This window comes from Pelomonas parva (assembly GCF_043555835.1).
In the GTDB taxonomy this organism is placed as follows: Bacteria; Pseudomonadota; Gammaproteobacteria; order Burkholderiales; family Burkholderiaceae_C; genus Pelomonas; species Pelomonas parva.
The window spans coordinates 340116-356987 of the sequence record NZ_JBIGHV010000007.1 but is presented as its reverse complement, the minus strand read 5'-3'; the positions used below and the strand labels follow the sequence as shown (position 1 = coordinate 356987).

Below are 16872 nucleotides of genomic sequence, written 5' to 3'. Positions count from 1 at the left end.
TGGTTCAGAAATGCAACCACAGAGGCACAGAGAAGCAGCCCTCATGAGTTTCCTCTGTGGCTCTGTGCCTCTGTGGTTGCCTTTGGGTTTCATCTCATCCAGTCCAGTTCGATGCGCTGCTGCAGCCGGCGCGCGACCTTGCAGCATTCCTTGAGCATGCGCCGGTCGACGTCGTTGAGCGTCTCCAGCACGATCCAGTTGGGGTTCGTCGGGGCCCCGGCGCCGCCTTCCATCTGCCCGCGCAGGCGCAGCATCTGCAGGAACTCGAAGGCGCCCACCCAGCCCTCGCTCTCGGTCGCCGGCACCTGCATCAGCCGCGCCGCCGCCTCCAGGCGCTCGCGTGTGCCGGTCGCGGCCAGGCCATGCGCGAGCGCGAACAGCCGCGCCGCGTCGACGAACAAGGCCGTGCCCTGCAGCTTGAGGTCCACGCCCTCGCGGCCGTCGAGCGTCTGGCCTTCGAGGGCGCCCAGCCAGTTCAGCGGCGGCCGGCTGCGCAGCGCGTTCTCGCCGAGCTGGCGCAGAAAGCGCGGCAGCGCGGCGCCGTGGCGGCCCAGCAGTTCGCGCAGCGGCCGGGCCAGCTCGGCGTCGCCGGCCAGCGGGCGGAAGTCGAAATAGATGCTGGCCTTGAGCAAGTCCTCGGGCGCGCCATGCTCCAGCCACTCGTTGAAGGCCTGCAACCACTCCTGCGGCGTGCGGCAGCAGGCCGGCTCCGAGGCCATGATGCCGCCCTTGCACAGCGGGTAGCCGCAGGCGTCCAGCGCCTCGTTGACCTCGCGCGCAAACGCCATCCAGCGCGGCCGCTCGGCGTCGGGCCGGTCGCTGACGAAGATCAGGCCGTTGTCCTGGTCGGTGGCCAGGGTCTGCTCGCTGCGGCCCTCGGAGCCGAAGGCCAGCCAGCAGGCCTGGCCCATGTCCATGCCGCGCGCAACCGCCACCAGCTGCAGCAGGCGCTGCGTCAGCACATCGTTGAGGTGGGAGACCAGCTCGGTGAGCTGGCGCGCCGCCACGCCCTGGGCAAGCAGATTGCGGGCGAAGCGCCGGATGTCCTGGGCCACCAGCTTCAGCGTGTCGACGCTCTCGGCCGCGCGGATGGCGCTGCTGACCTGCTTGAGCGAGAGCCGCTGCAGCGCGAACAGGTCGCGCTCCGAAACGATGCCCACCAGGCGTTCGCCGTCCAGCACCGGCACATGGCGCAGGCCGTGGCGCGACATCAGCAGGGCTGCGTCCTGGGCCGTGTCACCGAGCTGCAGGCCCAGCACCGGGCTGCTCATCACGGCCGCGATGGGCGTGTCCAGCGCCAGCCGCGGCAGCACGATGCGCGACAGCAGGTCGTGGCGGGTCAGGATGCCCAGGGCGCGCTGCTCGGCATCAGCCACCAGCAGCGAGCCGACATGGCGCGCCTCCATCAGCGCCAGCGCCTCGTGCAGCGGCGTCTCGGGCGGCACGCTGACCGGCGCGCCGCGCAGCAGCTGGGCCAGCGGCGTCTCCAGCGACTGCTCGGCCAGGGTCTGCGAGGCATAGGCGACCTGCAGCGCGCGACGCGACAGCGCCAGGAACTGGGCGACGCGGCGGCTCAGGAAGTCGGCAAAGACGGCGCTGCGCCGGGCCACGGCCTGCACGGTCGCCGCCGGGATCAGCAGGCAGAAGCTGTCGCCCTGGGAGCGGTAGCTGGCGGTCACCGGCCGCTGGCCCAGCAGGGCCGCGACCGGGAACATCTCGCCCGCCTCGTAGTGGAAGCCGCCGGCGGTGTCGGCCAGGCCGCGCTGGGCGCTGACCGCGCCCTGGCGCAGCAGATGAAGCTGGCCCACCGGGCCGTGCTCGGGAGCCAGCACCAGCTCGCCGGGCGCGTAATAGGCCTGGGCGGCGGCGGCCAGCAGCTCGTGCAGCTCGTCGGCCTGCATCTGCGCGAACGGCGCATGGCGCTGCAGCTCCTGCGCCAACTGGGCCACCAGGCTGGCCGAAGGGACGGCGGGGTCGTCCATGACGATCCTCCTCGAAAACAAAAAGGCCCCGCGGGACGCCGCGGGGCCTGGACAGGCATCAGACCGGGGTCAGGCCTTGCCGAGGTTCAGGTCGGGGTAGCGCACATGCTCGACCAGCTCCTGGGTTTCCTTCTTGGGTGCCGGCGTGATCAAGCTGACGATGATGATCACCGCAAAGCCCAGCGGCACGCCGAACAGGCCGGCCGAGATCGGCAGGATGCCCCACCACAGCTCGATCGGCGAGGTCACGCCGAACACGCCGCGCAGCCAGGGCTGGGTCATCACCATGTAGTAGAAGGTGATGCCCAGGCCGGAGGCGATGCCCAGGGACGCGCCCCACTTGTTGGCGCGCTTCCAGAACACCCCCAGCACCAGGGCCGGGAAGAAGGCCGCCGCCGCGAAGGAGAAGGCCGCCGAGACGAGGAACAGGATGTCCGCCGGCTTCTGCGCCGCGACGTAGGCCGCGCACAGCGCCACGACCAGCAGCAGCACCTTGGAGATGGTGACGCGGCGGGCGGTCGAGGCGTTCGGGTCGATCATCTTGTAGTAGACGTCGTGGCTCAGCGCGTTGGCGATGGTCAGCAGCAGGCCGTCGGCGGTGGACAGCGCTGCAGCCAGACCGCCGGCCGCCACCATGCCGGAGATCACATACGGCAGGCCGCCGATCTCGGGCGTGGCCAGCACGATGATGTCGCCACCGATCTTCATCTCGCCGAGCTGGAAGATGCCGTCCTTGTTGACGTCGGCCACCGCGAGCAGCGCCGGGTCGACCCTGGCCCAGTTGGTGATCCAGGCCGGCAACTGATCAAACGGCGTTCCCACCAGCACGGTGAAGACCTCGTACTTGACCAGCACGGCCAGGGCCGGGGCAGTGAAGTACAGCAGGAAGATGAAGAACAGGCTCCAGGTCACCGACTCGCGCGCCTCCTTGACCGAAGGCGTGGTGTAGTAGCGCATCAGGATGTGCGGCAGCGCGGCCGTACCCACCATCAGGCAGAACACCAGGGCCAGGAAGTTGCGCCGCGACTCGTCGAAGGTCTTCTTGGCCTTCTCGTCGCCGTCGGGGTCGCCGGCAAACTGCGCGGCGTGGGCCGGCATGCCCGCCAGCGGCTTGGCGCGGGCTTCATTGGCGGTCTTGGCAGCGGCCCAGGCCTTCTTGGCTTCGGCCTCGTCCTTGGGGACGGCGGCCAGGGCCTTCTCGGCGGCTTCCAGCTCGGCGGCCGGTGCATTGGCGGCCCTCAGGTCGGCCAGCTTCTGCGTCGCAGCGGCCTTGTCGGCAGCCAGGGCCGCGGGCACGTCCTTGAGCTTGGCATCGAAAGAGGCGGCGCGGGCCTTGAAGATGTCGATGACCTCCTGCTCCTTGGGATCGGCCTTGATCTTCTTCTCGGCCGCCGTGACCTTCTCCAGCTGGTAGCCGTAGATGGCCTGGGGCACCGGGACGCTGGTCTGCTTCACCGACAGCCAGACCACCGGCACCATGTAGGCAATGATCAGGATGATGTACTGGGCCACCTGGGTCCAGGTCACCGCGCGCATGCCGCCCAGGAAGGAGCAGACCAGGATGCCGGCCAGACCGACGAAGACGCCGATCTCGAAGGCCAGGCCCGACAGCCGTGCGGTGATCAGGCCCACGCCGTAGATCTGCGCCACCACGTAGGTGAAGGAGCAGAGGATGGCCGCGATCACGCCCAGGATGCGCGGTAGATTGCCTTCATAGCGCGCGCCCAGGAAGTCGGGGATGGTGAACTGGCCGAACTTGCGCAGATAGGGCGCCAGGAACAGCGCTACCAGGCAGTAGCCGCCGGTCCAGCCCATGATGAAGGCCAGGCCGCCGTAGCCGGTCAGGTAGAGCGTGCCGGCCATGCCGATGAAGCTGGCCGCCGACATCCAGTCGGCGCCGGTGGCCATGCCGTTGTAGACCGCCGGCACGCGCCGGCCGGCCACGTAGTACTCGCTCGCGTCGCTGGTGCGGCTCATGAAGCCGATGCCGGCATACAGCAGCACGGTGGCGCCCAGGAAGACGAAGCCGATGTACTCCCGTGACAGGCCCATCTGCTCCGCAATGGCCAGCGCGATGATGAAGACGATGAAGCCGCCCGTGTACCAGGTGTAGACCTTGTTCAGCTGCTTCTTGAAACCTGCATTGGCGGCCGTGCTGATGTAGCTGCCGCCGGATTCTGGAGTTGCGCCTGCCATGTCATTCCTCCTCGGCCACGCCGTGTTCCTGGTCCAGGCGGTTCATCGTCCGCGCATAGAACCAGATGATCAGGCAGTACACGATCAGCGCCCCCTGGGAGGCGACCCAGAAGCTGAACGGCCAGCCAAAGAAGTTGAAGTTCAGGTCGCGGGCAAAGAAGCCCACGACGAACGTCACCACGAACCAGATGGACAAAAGAACGCCCGTGATGCGGAGGTTCTTCTGCCAGTACTGGCGATGTCTTTCGGTCAACTGCATGAGGTTGTCTCCTTCGTGTCGTTGTCGGGCCTTGCGACCGCTGCGGTTCCGCCCAGTGCGCCAACGGCTCGCACCACTGCCTGGGGGGCGCCCCCTGGCGACCTCACGGCCGCCGCTGGCCCATCAGACGAGCAGGCCGGTCTCGCGCTCCAGTTGCGCGGCGACCTTGGGCTCGAAACCCTTGAGGTGGGCGATGATTCGCCGCGCCTCGTCGGGTTGCTGACGGTCCCAATGCACCCTTGCCAGCTGATACCAGCCGTAGGGGCTCATCGGTTGCAGTTCGGTGTTGCGCTTGAGCGCAGCGACTGCGTCGTCCAGGCGACGCAGGCGGATCAGGGTCAGGCCCAGGCCATACCAGGCGCGGTCCAGCTTGGCGTCCAGCGCCAGCGCCTGCCGGAACGCCGGCTCGGCCTGCTCGGGGCGGCCCAATTCGTCCAGCAGATAGGCGACGTTGAACCAGTCGCCCGCGCTGCGCGTCGGCGCCAGACGCACCAGTTCCTGCAGATCGACCAGGGCGGCCTCCCCGGCGCCGCGCTGAGCGCGCAGATGGGCGCGCGTGGCCAGCAGGTGCAGATGGGCGGGCCAGCGCGCCAGCAGCTCGTCGCAGACCGCCTCGGCAGCAGCCGAGCGACCCAGCAGCAAGGCGCCGAGCAACCGGGCGCGCCCGGCCAGCAAAGCCATTTTTTCGTTCAGCGGCATGCCGATGCTCCCTGCTCCAGGCACAGGCCGATCTTCATCGCCGTCACCCCCAGCCACAGCGCGGTGAGCAGCATGAAGGTGGCCAGCGGGATGTGGCGGTCCAGGACGACACGCGGGCTGATGAAACGCACCACGCGTTCGAAGGGCTTGGTCAGCAATTGCAGCAACTGGTAGAAGAAGTTGCCCTCGCGCCGCTGGCCCGCCAGCAAGCCCAGCAGCCATCGCCCCACCAGCGCCATCAAGGCGATCTCGACGATCAACTTTACGGATGCAGTCAGCAGCAACATGGAGGCCTCGTGAAGCGACGCCACTGTGCTACGGGGTGGCTTACGAAGTTCTGACAGACGCGGGGCGCCCGGGGTCGCCCCCACTATCGGTAACCCTTGAAGCCAGGACCCACTGCCCGGCAGGCTCCCAGGCTGTCCGGCGAGGTCGGCCCGCTAAAATCATCCGCTTGCCCGCAGCCTGCGGTCGCGCCCTCGACGGACTGGATTTCATGGACATCGAACACATCAACCAAATCGGCAACTCCCTGGCCGACCTCTCAGCGCGTACTGACGCGCTAAGGGGGTATCTTTGACTTCGATCGCAAGGCCCTGCGCCTGAACGAAGTCAACGCGGCGCTGGAGAACCCCAACGTCTGGAACGACCCCAAGCGCGCCCAGGAGCTGGGCAAGGAAAAGCGCACGCTGGAGGTCGTCGTCGAGACCATCACGATGCTGACCGGCTCGCTGGCCGACAACGCCGAGCTGTTCGAGATGAGCCGCGAGGAAGGCGACGAGACCGGCATGCTGGCCATCGAGTCGGACGCGGCCAACCTGCGCGCCAAGATCGAGGAACTCGAGTTCCGCCGCATGTTCAACAACCCGGCGGACCCGCTGAACTGCTTCGTCGACATCCAGGCCGGCGCCGGCGGCACCGAGGCCTGCGACTGGGCCGGCATGCTGCTGCGCCAGTACCTGAAGTACTGCGAGCGCAAGGGCTTCAAGGCGACGCTGGAAGACGAGACGCCCGGCGACGTGGCCGGCATCAAGAGCGCCACCATCAAGGTCGAGGGCGAGTACGCCTTCGGCCTGCTGCGCACCGAGACCGGCGTGCACCGCCTGGTGCGCAAGTCGCCGTTCGATTCATCAGGCGGCCGCCACACGTCGTTCGCGTCGCTGTTCGTCTACCCCGAGGTGGACGACAGCATCGAGATCGACATCAACCCGGCCGACGTTCGCACCGACACCTTCCGCGCCTCGGGCGCCGGTGGCCAGCACATCAACAAGACCGACTCGGCGGTGCGCCTGACGCACATCCCGACCGGCATCGTCGTGCAATGCCAGGACGGTCGCAGCCAGCACAGCAACCGTGACGTGGCCTGGAAGCGCCTGCGCTCGCGGCTGTACGACCATGAGATGCGCAAGCGCATGGAAGAGCAGCAGAAGCTGGAAGACACCAAGACCGACGTCGGCTGGGGCCACCAGATCCGCAGCTATGTGCTGGACCAGAGCCGTATCAAGGACTTGCGCACCAACTACGAGACCTCGGCGACGCAGAAGGTGCTGGACGGCGACCTCGACCCGTTCATCACCGAGTCCCTCAAGCAGGGCGTTTGATTCCCGGGCCGCCCTGGCGGCCCTCTCTTTTTACGACCCCCAAGGAAGCCCCACATGCGTGAAGGCACTGCTCCCACGATCCAACGCCTGGACTACCAGCAGCCGACGTTCTGGATTCGCAAGGTCGACCTGAGCTTCGACCTCGACCCCGCCAAGACCATCGTCACCAGCAAGCTGCAGGTGGAGCGCAACCGCGCCATGCCGCACGGCCCGCTGCGCCTGCATGGCGAGGAGCTGAACCTGCTGCGCGTGCTGATCAACGGCGCCGGCGTGTCCTTCCGCCAGGAAGGCCATGAGCTGGTCATCGACAACCCGCCGGACGAAGACTTCCTGCTGGAGATCCGCAACACCATCTGCCCCGAAAAGAACACGGCGCTGTCCGGCCTCTACACCTCGGGCGGCAGCTTCTTCACGCAGTGCGAGGCCGAGGGCTTCCGCCGCATCACCTACTTCCTGGACCGGCCGGACGTGATGGCCGTCTACACGGTCACGCTGCGCGCCGACGCCGCCAAGTACCCGGTGCTGCTGTCCAACGGCAACCTGACCAGCAGCGGCAGCCTGGACAACGGCCGCCACTTCGCCGTCTGGCACGACCCCTTCCCCAAGCCCAGCTATCTGTTCGCCGTCGTCGCGGGCGACTTGGTCGCGCGCGAGCAGCGCATCCGCACCCGCGCCGGCAAGGACCATCTGCTGCAGGTCTATGTGCGCCGCGGCGACCTGGAGAAGACCGAGCACGCGATGAACAGCCTCATCGCCTCCATCGTCTGGGACGAGGCCCGCTTCGGCCTGCCGCTGGACCTGGAGCGCTTCATGGTGGTCGGCGTGTCCGACTTCAACATGGGCGCGATGGAGAACAAGGGGCTGAACATCTTCAACACGGCCGCGCTGCTCGCCTCGCCGGCCACGGCGACGGACGCCGACTTCGCCCGCATCGAGTCCATCGTCGCGCACGAGTACTTCCACAACTGGACCGGCAACCGCGTGACCTGCCGCGACTGGTTCCAGCTGTCGCTGAAGGAGGGCCTGACCGTCTTCCGCGACCAGGAGTTCTCGATGGACATGGCCGGCACGCCGAGCGCCCGCGCCGTCTGCCGCATCCAGGACGTGCGCCAGCTGCGCGCCATGCAGTTCCCCGAGGACAGCGGCGCCATGGCCCACCCGGTGCGACCGGACAGCTACAGCGAGATCAACAACTTCTACACGTCCACCGTCTACGAGAAGGGCTCGGAGGTGGTGCGCATGTACCAGACGCTGGTGGGCCGCAAGGGCTTCGAGGCGGGCATGAAGCTCTACTTCGAGCGCCATGACGGGCAGGCCGTGACCTGCGACGACTTCGCCGCCGCGATCGCCGACGCCAACCCCGGCTCCGACCTCGCCACGCGCCTGGACAGCTTCAAGCGCTGGTACTCGCAGGCCGGCACGCCGCGCGTGACCGCCCACGGTGAGTACGACGCCGCCACGCAGGCCTTCACGCTGCGCCTGACGCAGCAGACGCCCGCCACGCCCGGCCAGACGGACAAGCTGCCGCAGGTCATCCCCGTCGTCATGGGCCTGCTGGACCGCCACGGCGCCGCCCTGCCTCTGGATGCGAACGGCGCCACTGAGCGGGTCCTCGTGCTGGACCAGGCCGAGCAGACCTTCGTCTTCAACGGCATCGCCAGCGAGCCCGTGCCGTCGCTGCTGCGCGGCTTCTCCGCGCCGGTCGTGCTGAACGACGGCCTGTCGGACGCCGCGCTGCTGGTGCTGATGCGCCACGACAGCGACCCCTTCAACCGCTGGGAAGCCAGCCAGCGCCTGGCGCTGAACCGCATCCTGCACGCGCTGCGCGCCGGCCAGCCGCTGACGCTGAGCCCCGTCTTCATCGACGCAATGCGCGGCGTGCTCAACCACCCCGAGCTGGACCCAGCCTTCAAGGAGCTGGCGCTGACGCTGCCCGGCGAGGCCTACATCGCCGAGCAGTTGGACACTTTTGACCCGCAGGCCATCCACGCCGCCGTCATGGCCGCGCAAACCCAGCTCGCCAGCGCACTGCGCGACGACTGGGCCGCCGCCTTCGAGGCCAACCAGGTGCAGGGCGGCTACACGCCCGACCCGGTCTCGTCCGGCAAGCGTGCGCTGGCCAACCTGGCGCTGTCCATGCTGGTGCTGGACGCGCAGGCCACCGGCGACACGGTCTGGCCCGGCAAGGCCTACCAGCGCTTCAAGGACGCGTCCAACATGACCGACCGCCTCGGCGCGCTGTCGGCCCTGGTCAACGCCAACGCCGCGCTGGCCGCACCGGCGCTGGAGCGCTTCCATGCGCTGTTCAAGGACGACGCATTGGTCATCGACAAGTGGTTCGCGCTGCAGGCACGCGCACCCGAGGCCGAGGGCCGGGTCTTCGCACGCGTGAAGGCCCTCACCAAGCACGCCGACTTCACGCTGAAGAACCCCAACCGCGCGCGCAGCCTGCTGGCCAGCCTGTGCATGGCCAACCCGGCCGCCTTCCATCGCGCCGATGCGGCGGGCTATGTGTTCTGGGCCGAACAGGTGCTGGCCGTGGACGCCATCAACCCGCAGCTCGCCAGCCGTGTCGCCCGCGCGATGGACCGCTGGGCGGCGCTCGCCGAGCCCTACCGCAGCGCGGCCCGCGAAGCCATCGCCCGGGTGGCCGCCAAGCCGGACCTCTCCTCCGACGTTCGCGAAATCGTCGAACGCGCCCTAGCCTCTGGAACCCAAGCATCACCATGAGCCGACAAACCAGCCTGACCCAATACCTCGTCGAACAGCAACGCGAGCACGGCCACATCCCGCAGGAGCTGCGGCTGCTGATCGAGGTCGTCGCGCGTGCCTGCAAGCGCATCGCCATCGCCGTCAACAAGGGCGCGCTGGGCGACGTGCTCGGCACCGCCGGCAGCGAGAACGTGCAGGGCGAAGTGCAGAAGAAGCTCGACATCATCGCCAACGAGGTGCTGATCGAGGCCAACGAATGGGGTGGCCACCTCGCCGCCATGGCCAGCGAGGAGATGGACGGCATCTACGTGGTGCCCAACCGCTACCCGCAGGGCGAATACCTGCTGCTGTTCGACCCGCTGGACGGCTCCAGCAACATCGACGTCAACGTCAGCATCGGCACCATCTTCAGCGTGCTGCGCAAGGTGGGCCATTCGCGCGGCGTGTCGGAGGACGACTTCCTGCAGCCGGGCCGGCAGCAGGCGGCCGCCGGCTACTGCGTCTACGGCCCGCAGAGCATGCTGGTGCTGACCGTGGGCGACGGCGTGGCCGTCTTCACGCTGGACCGCGAAACGGGCTCGTGGGTGCTGACGCAGGACCAGGTGCGCATCCCGGACGACACCAAGGAGTTCGCGATCAACATGTCCAACCTGCGCCACTGGGCGCCGCCGGTGCGCCGCTACATCGACGAATGCCTGGCCGGCTCGACCGGCCCTCGGGCCAAGGACTTCAACATGCGCTGGGTCGCCAGCATGGTGGCCGACGTGCACCGCATCCTGACGCGCGGCGGCGTGTTCCTGTACCCCTGGGACCAGCGCGAGCCCGACAAGCCCGGCAAGCTGCGCCTGCTGTACGAGGCCAACCCGATGGCCTTCCTCGTCGAGCAGGCCGGCGGCGCGGCCAGCAACGGCCACACCCGCATCCTCGACCTGCAGCCCACCAAGCTGCACGAGCGCGTCGCCGTGGCGCTGGGTTCCAAGAACGAGGTGGAACGCTTTGCGTCCTACCACCAGCAAGACACGCAAAATTAGCCGCTATACTCTTGGGCTGACTTAAACGTCACGCGGCCGGCATAGCTCAGTTGGTAGAGCAGCGCATTCGTAATGCGAAGGTCGGGGGTTCGACTCCTCTTGCCGGCACCAGACCTCGAAGGGCCTGATCGAAAGATCAGGCCCTTTGTCTTGGTGGGTCGTCCCGGATCAGGGTGACGGCCCGCCAGGCGACGGGCCTCCAGAATGGCAGCCATGTCATTCCTCGACCGCCTCCTCGGCCGCCCCACCCTCGACAACCTGATCCGCGACACGACGCGTTGGCTTGAAGGCCAGGGCTGCACGGACATCCAGGCATCTCCGGAGCGGATGGAGATCAAGCTCACGCGGCGCGGCGGCACGCACATACTCTCGCTGAGCAACCTGCGCCGCGAATACGAGAACACGCCTCGTGCGCAGCGCCAGGCCCTGCTGGAGAAGTTCCTGTCGAGCCTGCTGGTCGACGATGGGATGCCGGGCAGCTATGCCGAGGCCAGGCCGAAAATCATGCCGGTCGTGCGCTCCACCGGCGGCATGGGCATCGCCCGGCTGAGCACTGCCGGCACCGACGCACCGCCCGGCTCCGAAGCCGCGCAGCGCCCGCTGGTTGCGGACTTGGTGGTCGCCCTGGTCATCGACCTGCCCAACTCCATGATGTACGTGCAGGAGCGCTCGCTGACCGAATGGGGCGTCAGCTGGGAGCAGGCGCTGCAGGACGCGATGGACAACCTGCGCTGCCTGCCCGAGCACGGCGGCTGGTCGGAGATCGCGCCGGGCGTCTGGAGCGGCGCATGGGGCGACGCCTACGAAAGCTCACGCCTGCTGCTGCCCGACCTCATCTACCGCCTCGGCATCCACGACCCCGTGGCCATGGCGCCGTTCCGCAACGCGCTGCTGGTGACCTCGGCCGCCAATGCTGCCGGCATCGAGCACATCGTGCGGATCGCCCATGACGCGCTGGACGGGCAAGGCCGCTGGGTGTCGTTCGAGCTGCTGCGGCTGCAGGGCACGACGTGGGCGCGCCTGGAACCCTCGGGCGAGGTTGCTGCGCGGCAGGCCCACATGTTCGTGCGCAGCCAGGCCGAGGACTACGAAGGCCAGCGGCAGGTGCTGGAAGGCCAGCACGAGGCGCAGAACATCGATCTCTTTGTGGCCAGCTGCACGCTGATGCAGAAGCAGGGCGGGCCGCTGACCAGCTACTCGGTCTGGTCGGAAGGCGTCGACACGCTGCTGCCCCAGGCCGAGAGCATCGTCATGCTGTACCGCGACGGCGAAGAGACCTGGCACACGCGGCTGGCATGGGCAACGGTGCAGCAGCACTTCGGGCAGCTGATGGAGCGCACCGACCTCGTGCCGGTGCGTTACCGGGTCAGGCAGTTCCCCGACCGCGTCGCGCTGCAGGCGCTGGCCGCCTCAGCCGGGCTGGACTGAGACCGCCCTCCAGCCGTCAGCCCGACTGCCCCGGCTCCGACAGGAAGATCTCCACACGCCGGTTCGCCGCGCGGCCGGCGTCGGTGTCGTTGCTGGCCACGGGCTCATGCGAACCGCGCCCGGCAATGCTGACGCGCGAGGACGACACGCCGCGGGCGGCCAAATAGTCGCGCACGGCCATCGCGCGTTCGCGCGACAGCGGGTCATTGATCTGGTCGCTGCCGGTGCTGTCGGTGTGGCCGACGACGGTCACGCGCACGTTGGCGTCGAGGTTGCGGCCGATCTCGTCGAGCACCGGGCGCATCTGCGGCCGGATGTCGGCGCGGCCGGTGTCGAAGGACACGTCGCTGGGCACGTTCAACTTGAGGCGGTTGTCGTCCGTGCGCGCCACCTCCACGCCCGTGCCCTGGCTGGCACGGGCCAGCGCCTCGCGCTTGTCTTCCATGCGCTTGGACCACAGGTTGCCGGCCACCGCGCCGACGACGCCGCCGATGGCCGCGCTGCGGCCGGCGTTGCCGCCGGTCATGGAGCCGATGACGGCACCGGCCACGGCGCCGGCGCCGGCGCCCTGGGCGGTGCCGCGTTCACGTTCGCTCATGGACGAGCAGCCGGCGGCGAACAGCGTCGCGGCGGCCAGCGCCAGCACGCCGGCACGGCGGGGGAATTGAAGTGGGTTCATTGCGGGTCTCCTGACCGATTCGTTAGCTAAAAGGCCGCCGGTCCGGTCGGGTACGGCGGCCGGCGGCCAAGCCGTCGTCAGATCTTGCGCGTCGTGGCGTTGACGTCCTTGAAGACTTCCTTGGCGTCGCCGGCGGCCTTCTGGGCCTTGCCCTCGACCTGTTTCAGGCCGCCCTTGACCTGCTGCTCGGTGCTGCCCACGACTTCGCCCAGCTTGCGCTGTGCCTTGCCGGCGATGTCCTTGGCGGTGCCCTTGATCTGGTCGCTGTTCATGTCGTGCTCCTTTGCGTTTGCCCCTGAGGGCGGGGATGCCCAACGGGCTGACTGCAAGGCTAGGCCGCAGGCCAGCCGCGCGGGGCCGGCGGCGGCCGCTTCGGGCGGTGGGTGCAGTCCTACGGCGCCTGGGCCTGCCCGGCGTCCTACGCGCCGCCCGGGTCTCGTCTGCTGTGTCGCCCGCGGCGATTCCCCGATCCTTGAGCCACCCCAACCCCACAGGAGACCCTCATGGGCAAATACCTTCTGGCCTGGCTGCTCGGCGTTCCCGGCATCGTGCTTCTGCTCGTGTACCTGTTCTTCAACTAGGGCCAGACGAGCCGGGCACGCAGCCTGCCCTGCCCTTGCCATGAAGCCTTGCACCGCCCTTGCCGGCGCGCTGGCCGCAGCCGCCCTGAGCGGCTGCGGCGAGAGCACCCGCCTGCCTCCGAATGCCGATGTGGGCCCGCGCCCCACGCTCGTGGCGCCGGTGCGCACCGCCCTGCCCACCATGCAGATCGCCAAGCCCCGGCCCTGGCGGGAAGGCGAGATGCCCATGGCCGCAGCCGGCCTGCAGGTGCGCGCCTTCGCCACTGGGCTGGACCACCCACGCTGGTTGCATGTGCTGCCCAACGGCGACGTGCTGGTCGCCGAGAGCAACGCGCCGCCACGGCCAGACGAAGGCCAGGGCCTCAAGGCCTGGGTGCAGCAGCTGTTCATGAAGCGCGCTGGCGCGGGCACGCCCAGCGCCAACCGCATCACGCTGCTGCGCGATGCCGATGGCGACGGCGTTCCCGAACGGCGCGAGGTGTTCGTGCAGGGTCTGAACTCGCCCTTCGGCATGGCGCTGGTGGGTGGGCACTTCTACGTGGCCGACACCGATGCCGTGCTGCGCTTCGACTACGTCAACGGCCAGGCGCGCCTGGCCAGCCCGCCCCACAAGCTGACCGACCTGCCCGCCGGCACGCGCAACCATCACTGGACCAAGAGCCTCATCGCCAGCCCGGGCGGCCAGCGGCTGTACGCCACCGTGGGCTCCAACAGCAATGTGGCAGAGCACGGCCTGGCGGCCGAGCAGGGCCGCGCCGCCATCTGGGAGATCGACGTCGCCAGCGGCGCCAAGCGCCTGTTCGCCACCGGGCTGCGCAACCCCAACGGCATGGCCTGGATGCCCTCGTCCGCCGTGCCGGGCGCCTCGGCCCCGGGCATGCTGTGGACCGTCGTCAACGAGCGCGACGAGCTGGGCAGCGACCTCGTGCCCGACTACCTGACCGCCGTGTACGACGGCGCCTTCTATGGCTGGCCCTACAGCTGGTACGGCCAGCATGCCGACCCGCGCGTCCAGCCGCCGCGACCGGACCTGGCGGCCCGTGCCCTGGTGCCCGACTACGCGCTCGGCGCGCATGTCGCCCCGCTGGGCCTGGTCGCCGCCGGCAGCAGCCCCGTGCCGGCGGCGCTGCCCGGCGCTGCGCCCGGCGGCGTCTTCATCGGCCTGCACGGCTCGTGGAACCGCAAGCCGCCATCGGGCTACAAGGTTGTCTACGTGGGCTTTGTCGATGGCCGGCCGCAAGGCCTGCCGATCGATGTGTTGACGGGCTTCCTCGGCGCAGAGGGCGAAGCGCGAGGCCGGCCCGTCGGGGTGGCTATCGATAGGCGTGGAGCGCTGCTGGTGGCCGACGACGTGGGCAACACCATCTGGAGGGTGGCGCCGCGCTGACGCGGCGGCAACGACCTCAGGCCACGCGCTTGCGCCGGTCCACGGCGTCGATCTTCAGCATCTGCCGGTACTTGGTGACGGTGCGCCGCGCCACCTCCAGGCCCTGGCCGGCGAGCTGGCGCGTGATCTCGGCGTCGGACAGCGGCGCCTCGTGTGGCTCGGCCTCGATGATGTCCTTGATGAGGCTGCGGATGGCCGTGCCCGAGCAGGCGCTGCCGTTGGCGCTGATCATGGCGCGGCTGAAGAAGTACTTCAGCTCCAGCACACCCACCGGCGTGGCCATGTACTTGTTGTTGGTCACGCGTGAAACGGTGCTCTCGTGGATGCCCACCTCCTCGGCGATTTCCTTCAGGCCCAGCGGCTTCATCGCCATCGCGCCGTAGTCGAGGAAGTTCTGCTGGCGCTTCACGATCGCCTCGGCGACGTCGAGGATGGTCGAGAAACGCTGCTCGACGTTGCGCAGCGTCCAGCGCGCCTCCTGCAGATGGGCGCCCATCTCGGCATGGCCCGGCGTGCGGTGGCGCTGGAAAAGGCTGGCATAGACCTGGTTGAGCCGCACCTTGGGCACGACGGCCGGGTTGAGCTGCACCGTCCACTGGCCGCGCAGCTTCCTGACGATGACGTCGGGCACGACATAGGGCACGTGCGACGAGCCCACGCGCCAACCCGGCCGCGGGTCCAGCCGGCGGATGCGGTCGCAGACGGCCTCGACACGCGCGGGCGGCTCACCCAGATGACGCGCCAGCGACGCCACATCGCGGGCGGCGAGCGCGGACAGGTGGTCGGTGATGATGGCCTGCGCCAGCGCACGCGTCTCGGCGCAGGTGATGGCCGGTAGCTGCAGCAGCAGGCATTCGCCCACATCGCGCGCACCCACACCGGCCGGGTCCAGCGACTGCACGCGCTTCAGCGCGATCTGCAGCTCCTGCAGCTCGACGGGCGGGTCCAGCTCGGCCACGGCGATCAACTCCTCCAGCGGCGTGCGCAGATAGCCGTCATCGTCCAGCGACTCGACGACGGCATGCGCCAGCAGCAGGTCGCGCTCGGTCAGCGGCAGCACATTGAGCTGGCCATGCAGGTGGTCGTTCAGCGGCGTCTCGACGGCCATCAGGTCCAGCGCGCTTAGCTCGCCGTCCTCCGTGCGCTTCAGGCCCGAGCCGCCGTCGGCAGTCCACAGGTCGCGGTCGCTGTCGCCGTCCTGTTCGTTCTCGGTGCCGGCAGGCGGGTCGTTGTCGGACCCGTCGGCATGCGGCGCCTCGGCCACCGCGTCGTTGGCGGCTCCATCCATCAGGCTGCTAGGCGGCGCCTCGCCTGCCGGGCCGGGGGCCAGCGGCTGGCCACCGTCGGCGCCCTCGCCGTCACCGTCCTCCACCTCCAGGAACGGGTTCTTGCCCAGCGTCTCGCGCAGCATGGCCGCGAAGTCCAGCGACGACATCTGCAGCAGGCGCACGGCATGCTGCAGACGGGGCGACAAGGTCTGGGTCTGTCGATGCTCGGTGCGGATGTCCAGCGATGCCACGTCAACTCCTAACTGCTCGCGTCCAGGCACCCCGCCAAGCCGGGCACCGCGCGCGGTTCAACACGGAACACTGCAACCTCCATGCCGGGCGCGGCACCGCGTCGCATCCAGAAACACTTCGGCGCCTTTCCCCGTAGGCACCGTGGCCAGGCGGAGCCGCTGCGCCAGCGCGCGGCGCGCGCGAGGCTGGAGGATTTACCGATGCGGCGCCGAGCCGCCATGGTTTTCGGCAAACGCTGCCGTTGGACCCGCCGCTAGACTGCGGCAACACGCCCATCCCGGGCGTAGACCGTGGCGCGCGCCACATCACCGGAGATTGCGATGGGACTTCTGGACAACATGCTCGGCGCCGCCACCCAGGCCCTGGGAGGCCAGTCCGGCGGCGGCCGCCTCGACTGGGCGGCGTTGCTGTCCGGCCTGCTGGCGAACGGCTCGCTGCAGGGCGGCCTGCCGGGGCTGCTGCAGCAGTTGCAGGCAGGCGGCCTGGGCGAGCAGGTGCAGAGCTGGATCTCGACCGGCGCCAACCAGCCGGTGTCGGGCGAGCAACTCAGCGGCGCGCTGGGCGGTGCCGGCGGCCTGCTCGGGCAGCTGGCCCAGCAGGCCGGCGTCTCGCCTGCCGAAGCGGGTGACCAGCTCAGCCAGTGGCTGCCGCAGATCGTCGACCGGCTGACGCCCAACGGCCAGCTGCCGGCCGACCTCGGCGCTGGCGGGCTGGGCGATCTGGCGGGGATGCTGGGTGGGTTGCTGAACCGCTGAGCGGCCGGGCTGCCGGGCGGCCCGGCCTTGACGAGTTCACCG

14 protein-coding genes and 1 tRNA gene are annotated in these 16872 nt (G+C 69.1%); 7 read left to right on the top strand and 8 right to left on the bottom strand.

The window, feature by feature from the left end:
* Window positions 1-89 precede the first annotated feature (89 nt).
* The 5 genes from ACG00Y_RS19975 to ACG00Y_RS19955 all read right to left on the bottom strand — a co-directional run bounded on the left by ACG00Y_RS19975 (window position 90) and on the right by ACG00Y_RS19955 (window position 5423).
* A complete protein-coding gene (locus tag ACG00Y_RS19975) occupies window positions 90-1982 on the bottom strand; it encodes a DUF294 nucleotidyltransferase-like domain-containing protein (protein WP_394481879.1) in 1893 nt (630 codons plus the stop codon).
* A 69-nt stretch (window positions 1983-2051) separates the two neighbouring features.
* A complete protein-coding gene (locus ACG00Y_RS19970) occupies window positions 2052-4178 on the bottom strand; it encodes a sodium:solute symporter family protein (protein ID WP_394481877.1) in 2127 nt (708 codons plus the stop codon).
* 1 nt (window position 4179) lies between these two features.
* Entirely contained in the window at window positions 4180-4437 is a 258-nt protein-coding gene (locus tag ACG00Y_RS19965; protein WP_394481875.1) for a DUF4212 domain-containing protein, read from the bottom strand.
* Window positions 4438-4560: 123 nt separating this feature from the next.
* Window positions 4561-5136, bottom strand: a complete 576-nt coding sequence (locus tag ACG00Y_RS19960; protein ID WP_394481873.1) for a tetratricopeptide repeat protein — start codon at window positions 5134-5136, stop codon at window positions 4561-4563.
* Window positions 5127-5423, bottom strand: coding sequence for a hypothetical protein (locus ACG00Y_RS19955; protein WP_394481871.1), 297 nt, complete (start codon window positions 5421-5423; stop codon window positions 5127-5129). Before ACG00Y_RS19955 ends, ACG00Y_RS19960 begins: the two co-directional genes overlap by 10 nt.
* 209 nt (window positions 5424-5632) lie before the next feature.
* Between ACG00Y_RS19955 and prfB the strand changes: the two genes are divergently transcribed.
* From prfB to ACG00Y_RS19930, 5 genes are all read left to right on the top strand, one after another.
* Window positions 5633-6737 (top strand): peptide chain release factor 2 gene (gene prfB / locus ACG00Y_RS19950; RefSeq protein WP_394481870.1). Its coding sequence is split into 2 segments (ribosomal slippage): window positions 5633-5713 and window positions 5715-6737, totalling 1104 coding nucleotides; the frame shifts between segments, so codons are not numbered across the junction.
* A gap of 54 nt (window positions 6738-6791) precedes the next feature.
* Entirely contained in the window at window positions 6792-9467 is a 2676-nt protein-coding gene (pepN, locus tag ACG00Y_RS19945; protein WP_394481869.1) for an aminopeptidase N, read from the top strand.
* Window positions 9464-10480: a class 1 fructose-bisphosphatase gene (locus ACG00Y_RS19940; RefSeq protein ID WP_394481867.1), complete on the top strand. Its 1017-nt coding sequence runs from the start codon at window positions 9464-9466 to the stop codon at window positions 10478-10480. The genes pepN and ACG00Y_RS19940 overlap by 4 nt, the downstream gene beginning before the upstream one ends.
* Window positions 10481-10515: 35 nt before the next feature.
* A tRNA-Thr gene (locus ACG00Y_RS19935) sits at window positions 10516-10591 on the top strand.
* Window positions 10592-10693: 102 nt separating this feature from the next.
* Window positions 10694-11908 (top strand): DUF1444 domain-containing protein, encoded by a 1215-nt coding sequence (locus ACG00Y_RS19930; RefSeq protein ID WP_394481865.1) that lies wholly within the window; start codon window positions 10694-10696, stop codon window positions 11906-11908.
* Window positions 11909-11924: 16 nt separating this feature from the next.
* Here the strand turns inward: ACG00Y_RS19930 and ACG00Y_RS19925 are convergent, their stop codons facing one another.
* Together ACG00Y_RS19925 and ACG00Y_RS19920 are read right to left on the bottom strand one after the other, a co-directional pair.
* Entirely contained in the window at window positions 11925-12587 is a 663-nt protein-coding gene (locus tag ACG00Y_RS19925; RefSeq protein ID WP_394481864.1) for a YiaD family glycine zipper/OmpA-like lipoprotein, read from the bottom strand.
* 77 nt (window positions 12588-12664) lie between these two features.
* Window positions 12665-12859, bottom strand: a complete 195-nt coding sequence (locus tag ACG00Y_RS19920; protein WP_394481862.1) for a CsbD family protein — start codon at window positions 12857-12859, stop codon at window positions 12665-12667.
* 349 nt (window positions 12860-13208) lie between these two features.
* Here ACG00Y_RS19920 and ACG00Y_RS19915 point away from each other — a divergent pair, with 349 nt between their 5' ends.
* The gene (locus ACG00Y_RS19915) at window positions 13209-14555 is read left to right on the top strand and encodes a PQQ-dependent sugar dehydrogenase (RefSeq protein WP_394481861.1); all 1347 of its coding nucleotides are present in this window, start codon (window positions 13209-13211) and stop codon (window positions 14553-14555) included.
* 16 nt (window positions 14556-14571) lie between these two features.
* Here the strand turns inward: ACG00Y_RS19915 and rpoN are convergent, their stop codons facing one another.
* Entirely contained in the window at window positions 14572-16074 is a 1503-nt protein-coding gene (gene rpoN / locus ACG00Y_RS19910) for an RNA polymerase factor sigma-54 (protein WP_394481859.1), read from the bottom strand.
* Window positions 16075-16395: 321 nt separating this feature from the next.
* Between rpoN and ACG00Y_RS19905 the strand changes: the two genes are divergently transcribed.
* Complete coding sequence (locus ACG00Y_RS19905; protein ID WP_394481857.1) at window positions 16396-16830, top strand: YidB family protein; 435 nt, start codon at window positions 16396-16398, stop codon at window positions 16828-16830.
* Window positions 16831-16872 lie beyond the last annotated feature (42 nt).

Bases quoted from the DNA above. Each gene is read 5' to 3' on its own strand.
- ACG00Y_RS19975 (WP_394481879.1), bottom strand. From the start codon at position 1,982: ATGGACGACCCCGCCGTCCCTTCGGCCAGCCTGGTGGCCCAGTTGGCG.
- ACG00Y_RS19970 (WP_394481877.1), bottom strand. From the start codon at position 4,178: ATGGCAGGCGCAACTCCAGAATCCGGCGGCAGCTACATCAGCACGGCC.
- ACG00Y_RS19965 (WP_394481875.1), bottom strand. From the start codon at position 4,437: ATGCAGTTGACCGAAAGACATCGCCAGTACTGGCAGAAGAACCTCCGC.
- ACG00Y_RS19960 (WP_394481873.1), bottom strand. From the start codon at position 5,136: ATGCCGCTGAACGAAAAAATGGCTTTGCTGGCCGGGCGCGCCCGGTTG.
- ACG00Y_RS19955 (WP_394481871.1), bottom strand. From the start codon at position 5,423: ATGTTGCTGCTGACTGCATCCGTAAAGTTGATCGTCGAGATCGCCTTG.
- pepN (WP_394481869.1), top strand. From the start codon at position 6,792: ATGCGTGAAGGCACTGCTCCCACGATCCAACGCCTGGACTACCAGCAG.
- ACG00Y_RS19940 (WP_394481867.1), top strand. From the start codon at position 9,464: ATGAGCCGACAAACCAGCCTGACCCAATACCTCGTCGAACAGCAACGC.
- ACG00Y_RS19930 (WP_394481865.1), top strand. From the start codon at position 10,694: ATGTCATTCCTCGACCGCCTCCTCGGCCGCCCCACCCTCGACAACCTG.
- ACG00Y_RS19925 (WP_394481864.1), bottom strand. From the start codon at position 12,587: ATGAACCCACTTCAATTCCCCCGCCGTGCCGGCGTGCTGGCGCTGGCC.
- ACG00Y_RS19920 (WP_394481862.1), bottom strand. From the start codon at position 12,859: ATGAACAGCGACCAGATCAAGGGCACCGCCAAGGACATCGCCGGCAAG.
- ACG00Y_RS19915 (WP_394481861.1), top strand. From the start codon at position 13,209: ATGAAGCCTTGCACCGCCCTTGCCGGCGCGCTGGCCGCAGCCGCCCTG.
- ACG00Y_RS19905 (WP_394481857.1), top strand. From the start codon at position 16,396: ATGGGACTTCTGGACAACATGCTCGGCGCCGCCACCCAGGCCCTGGGA.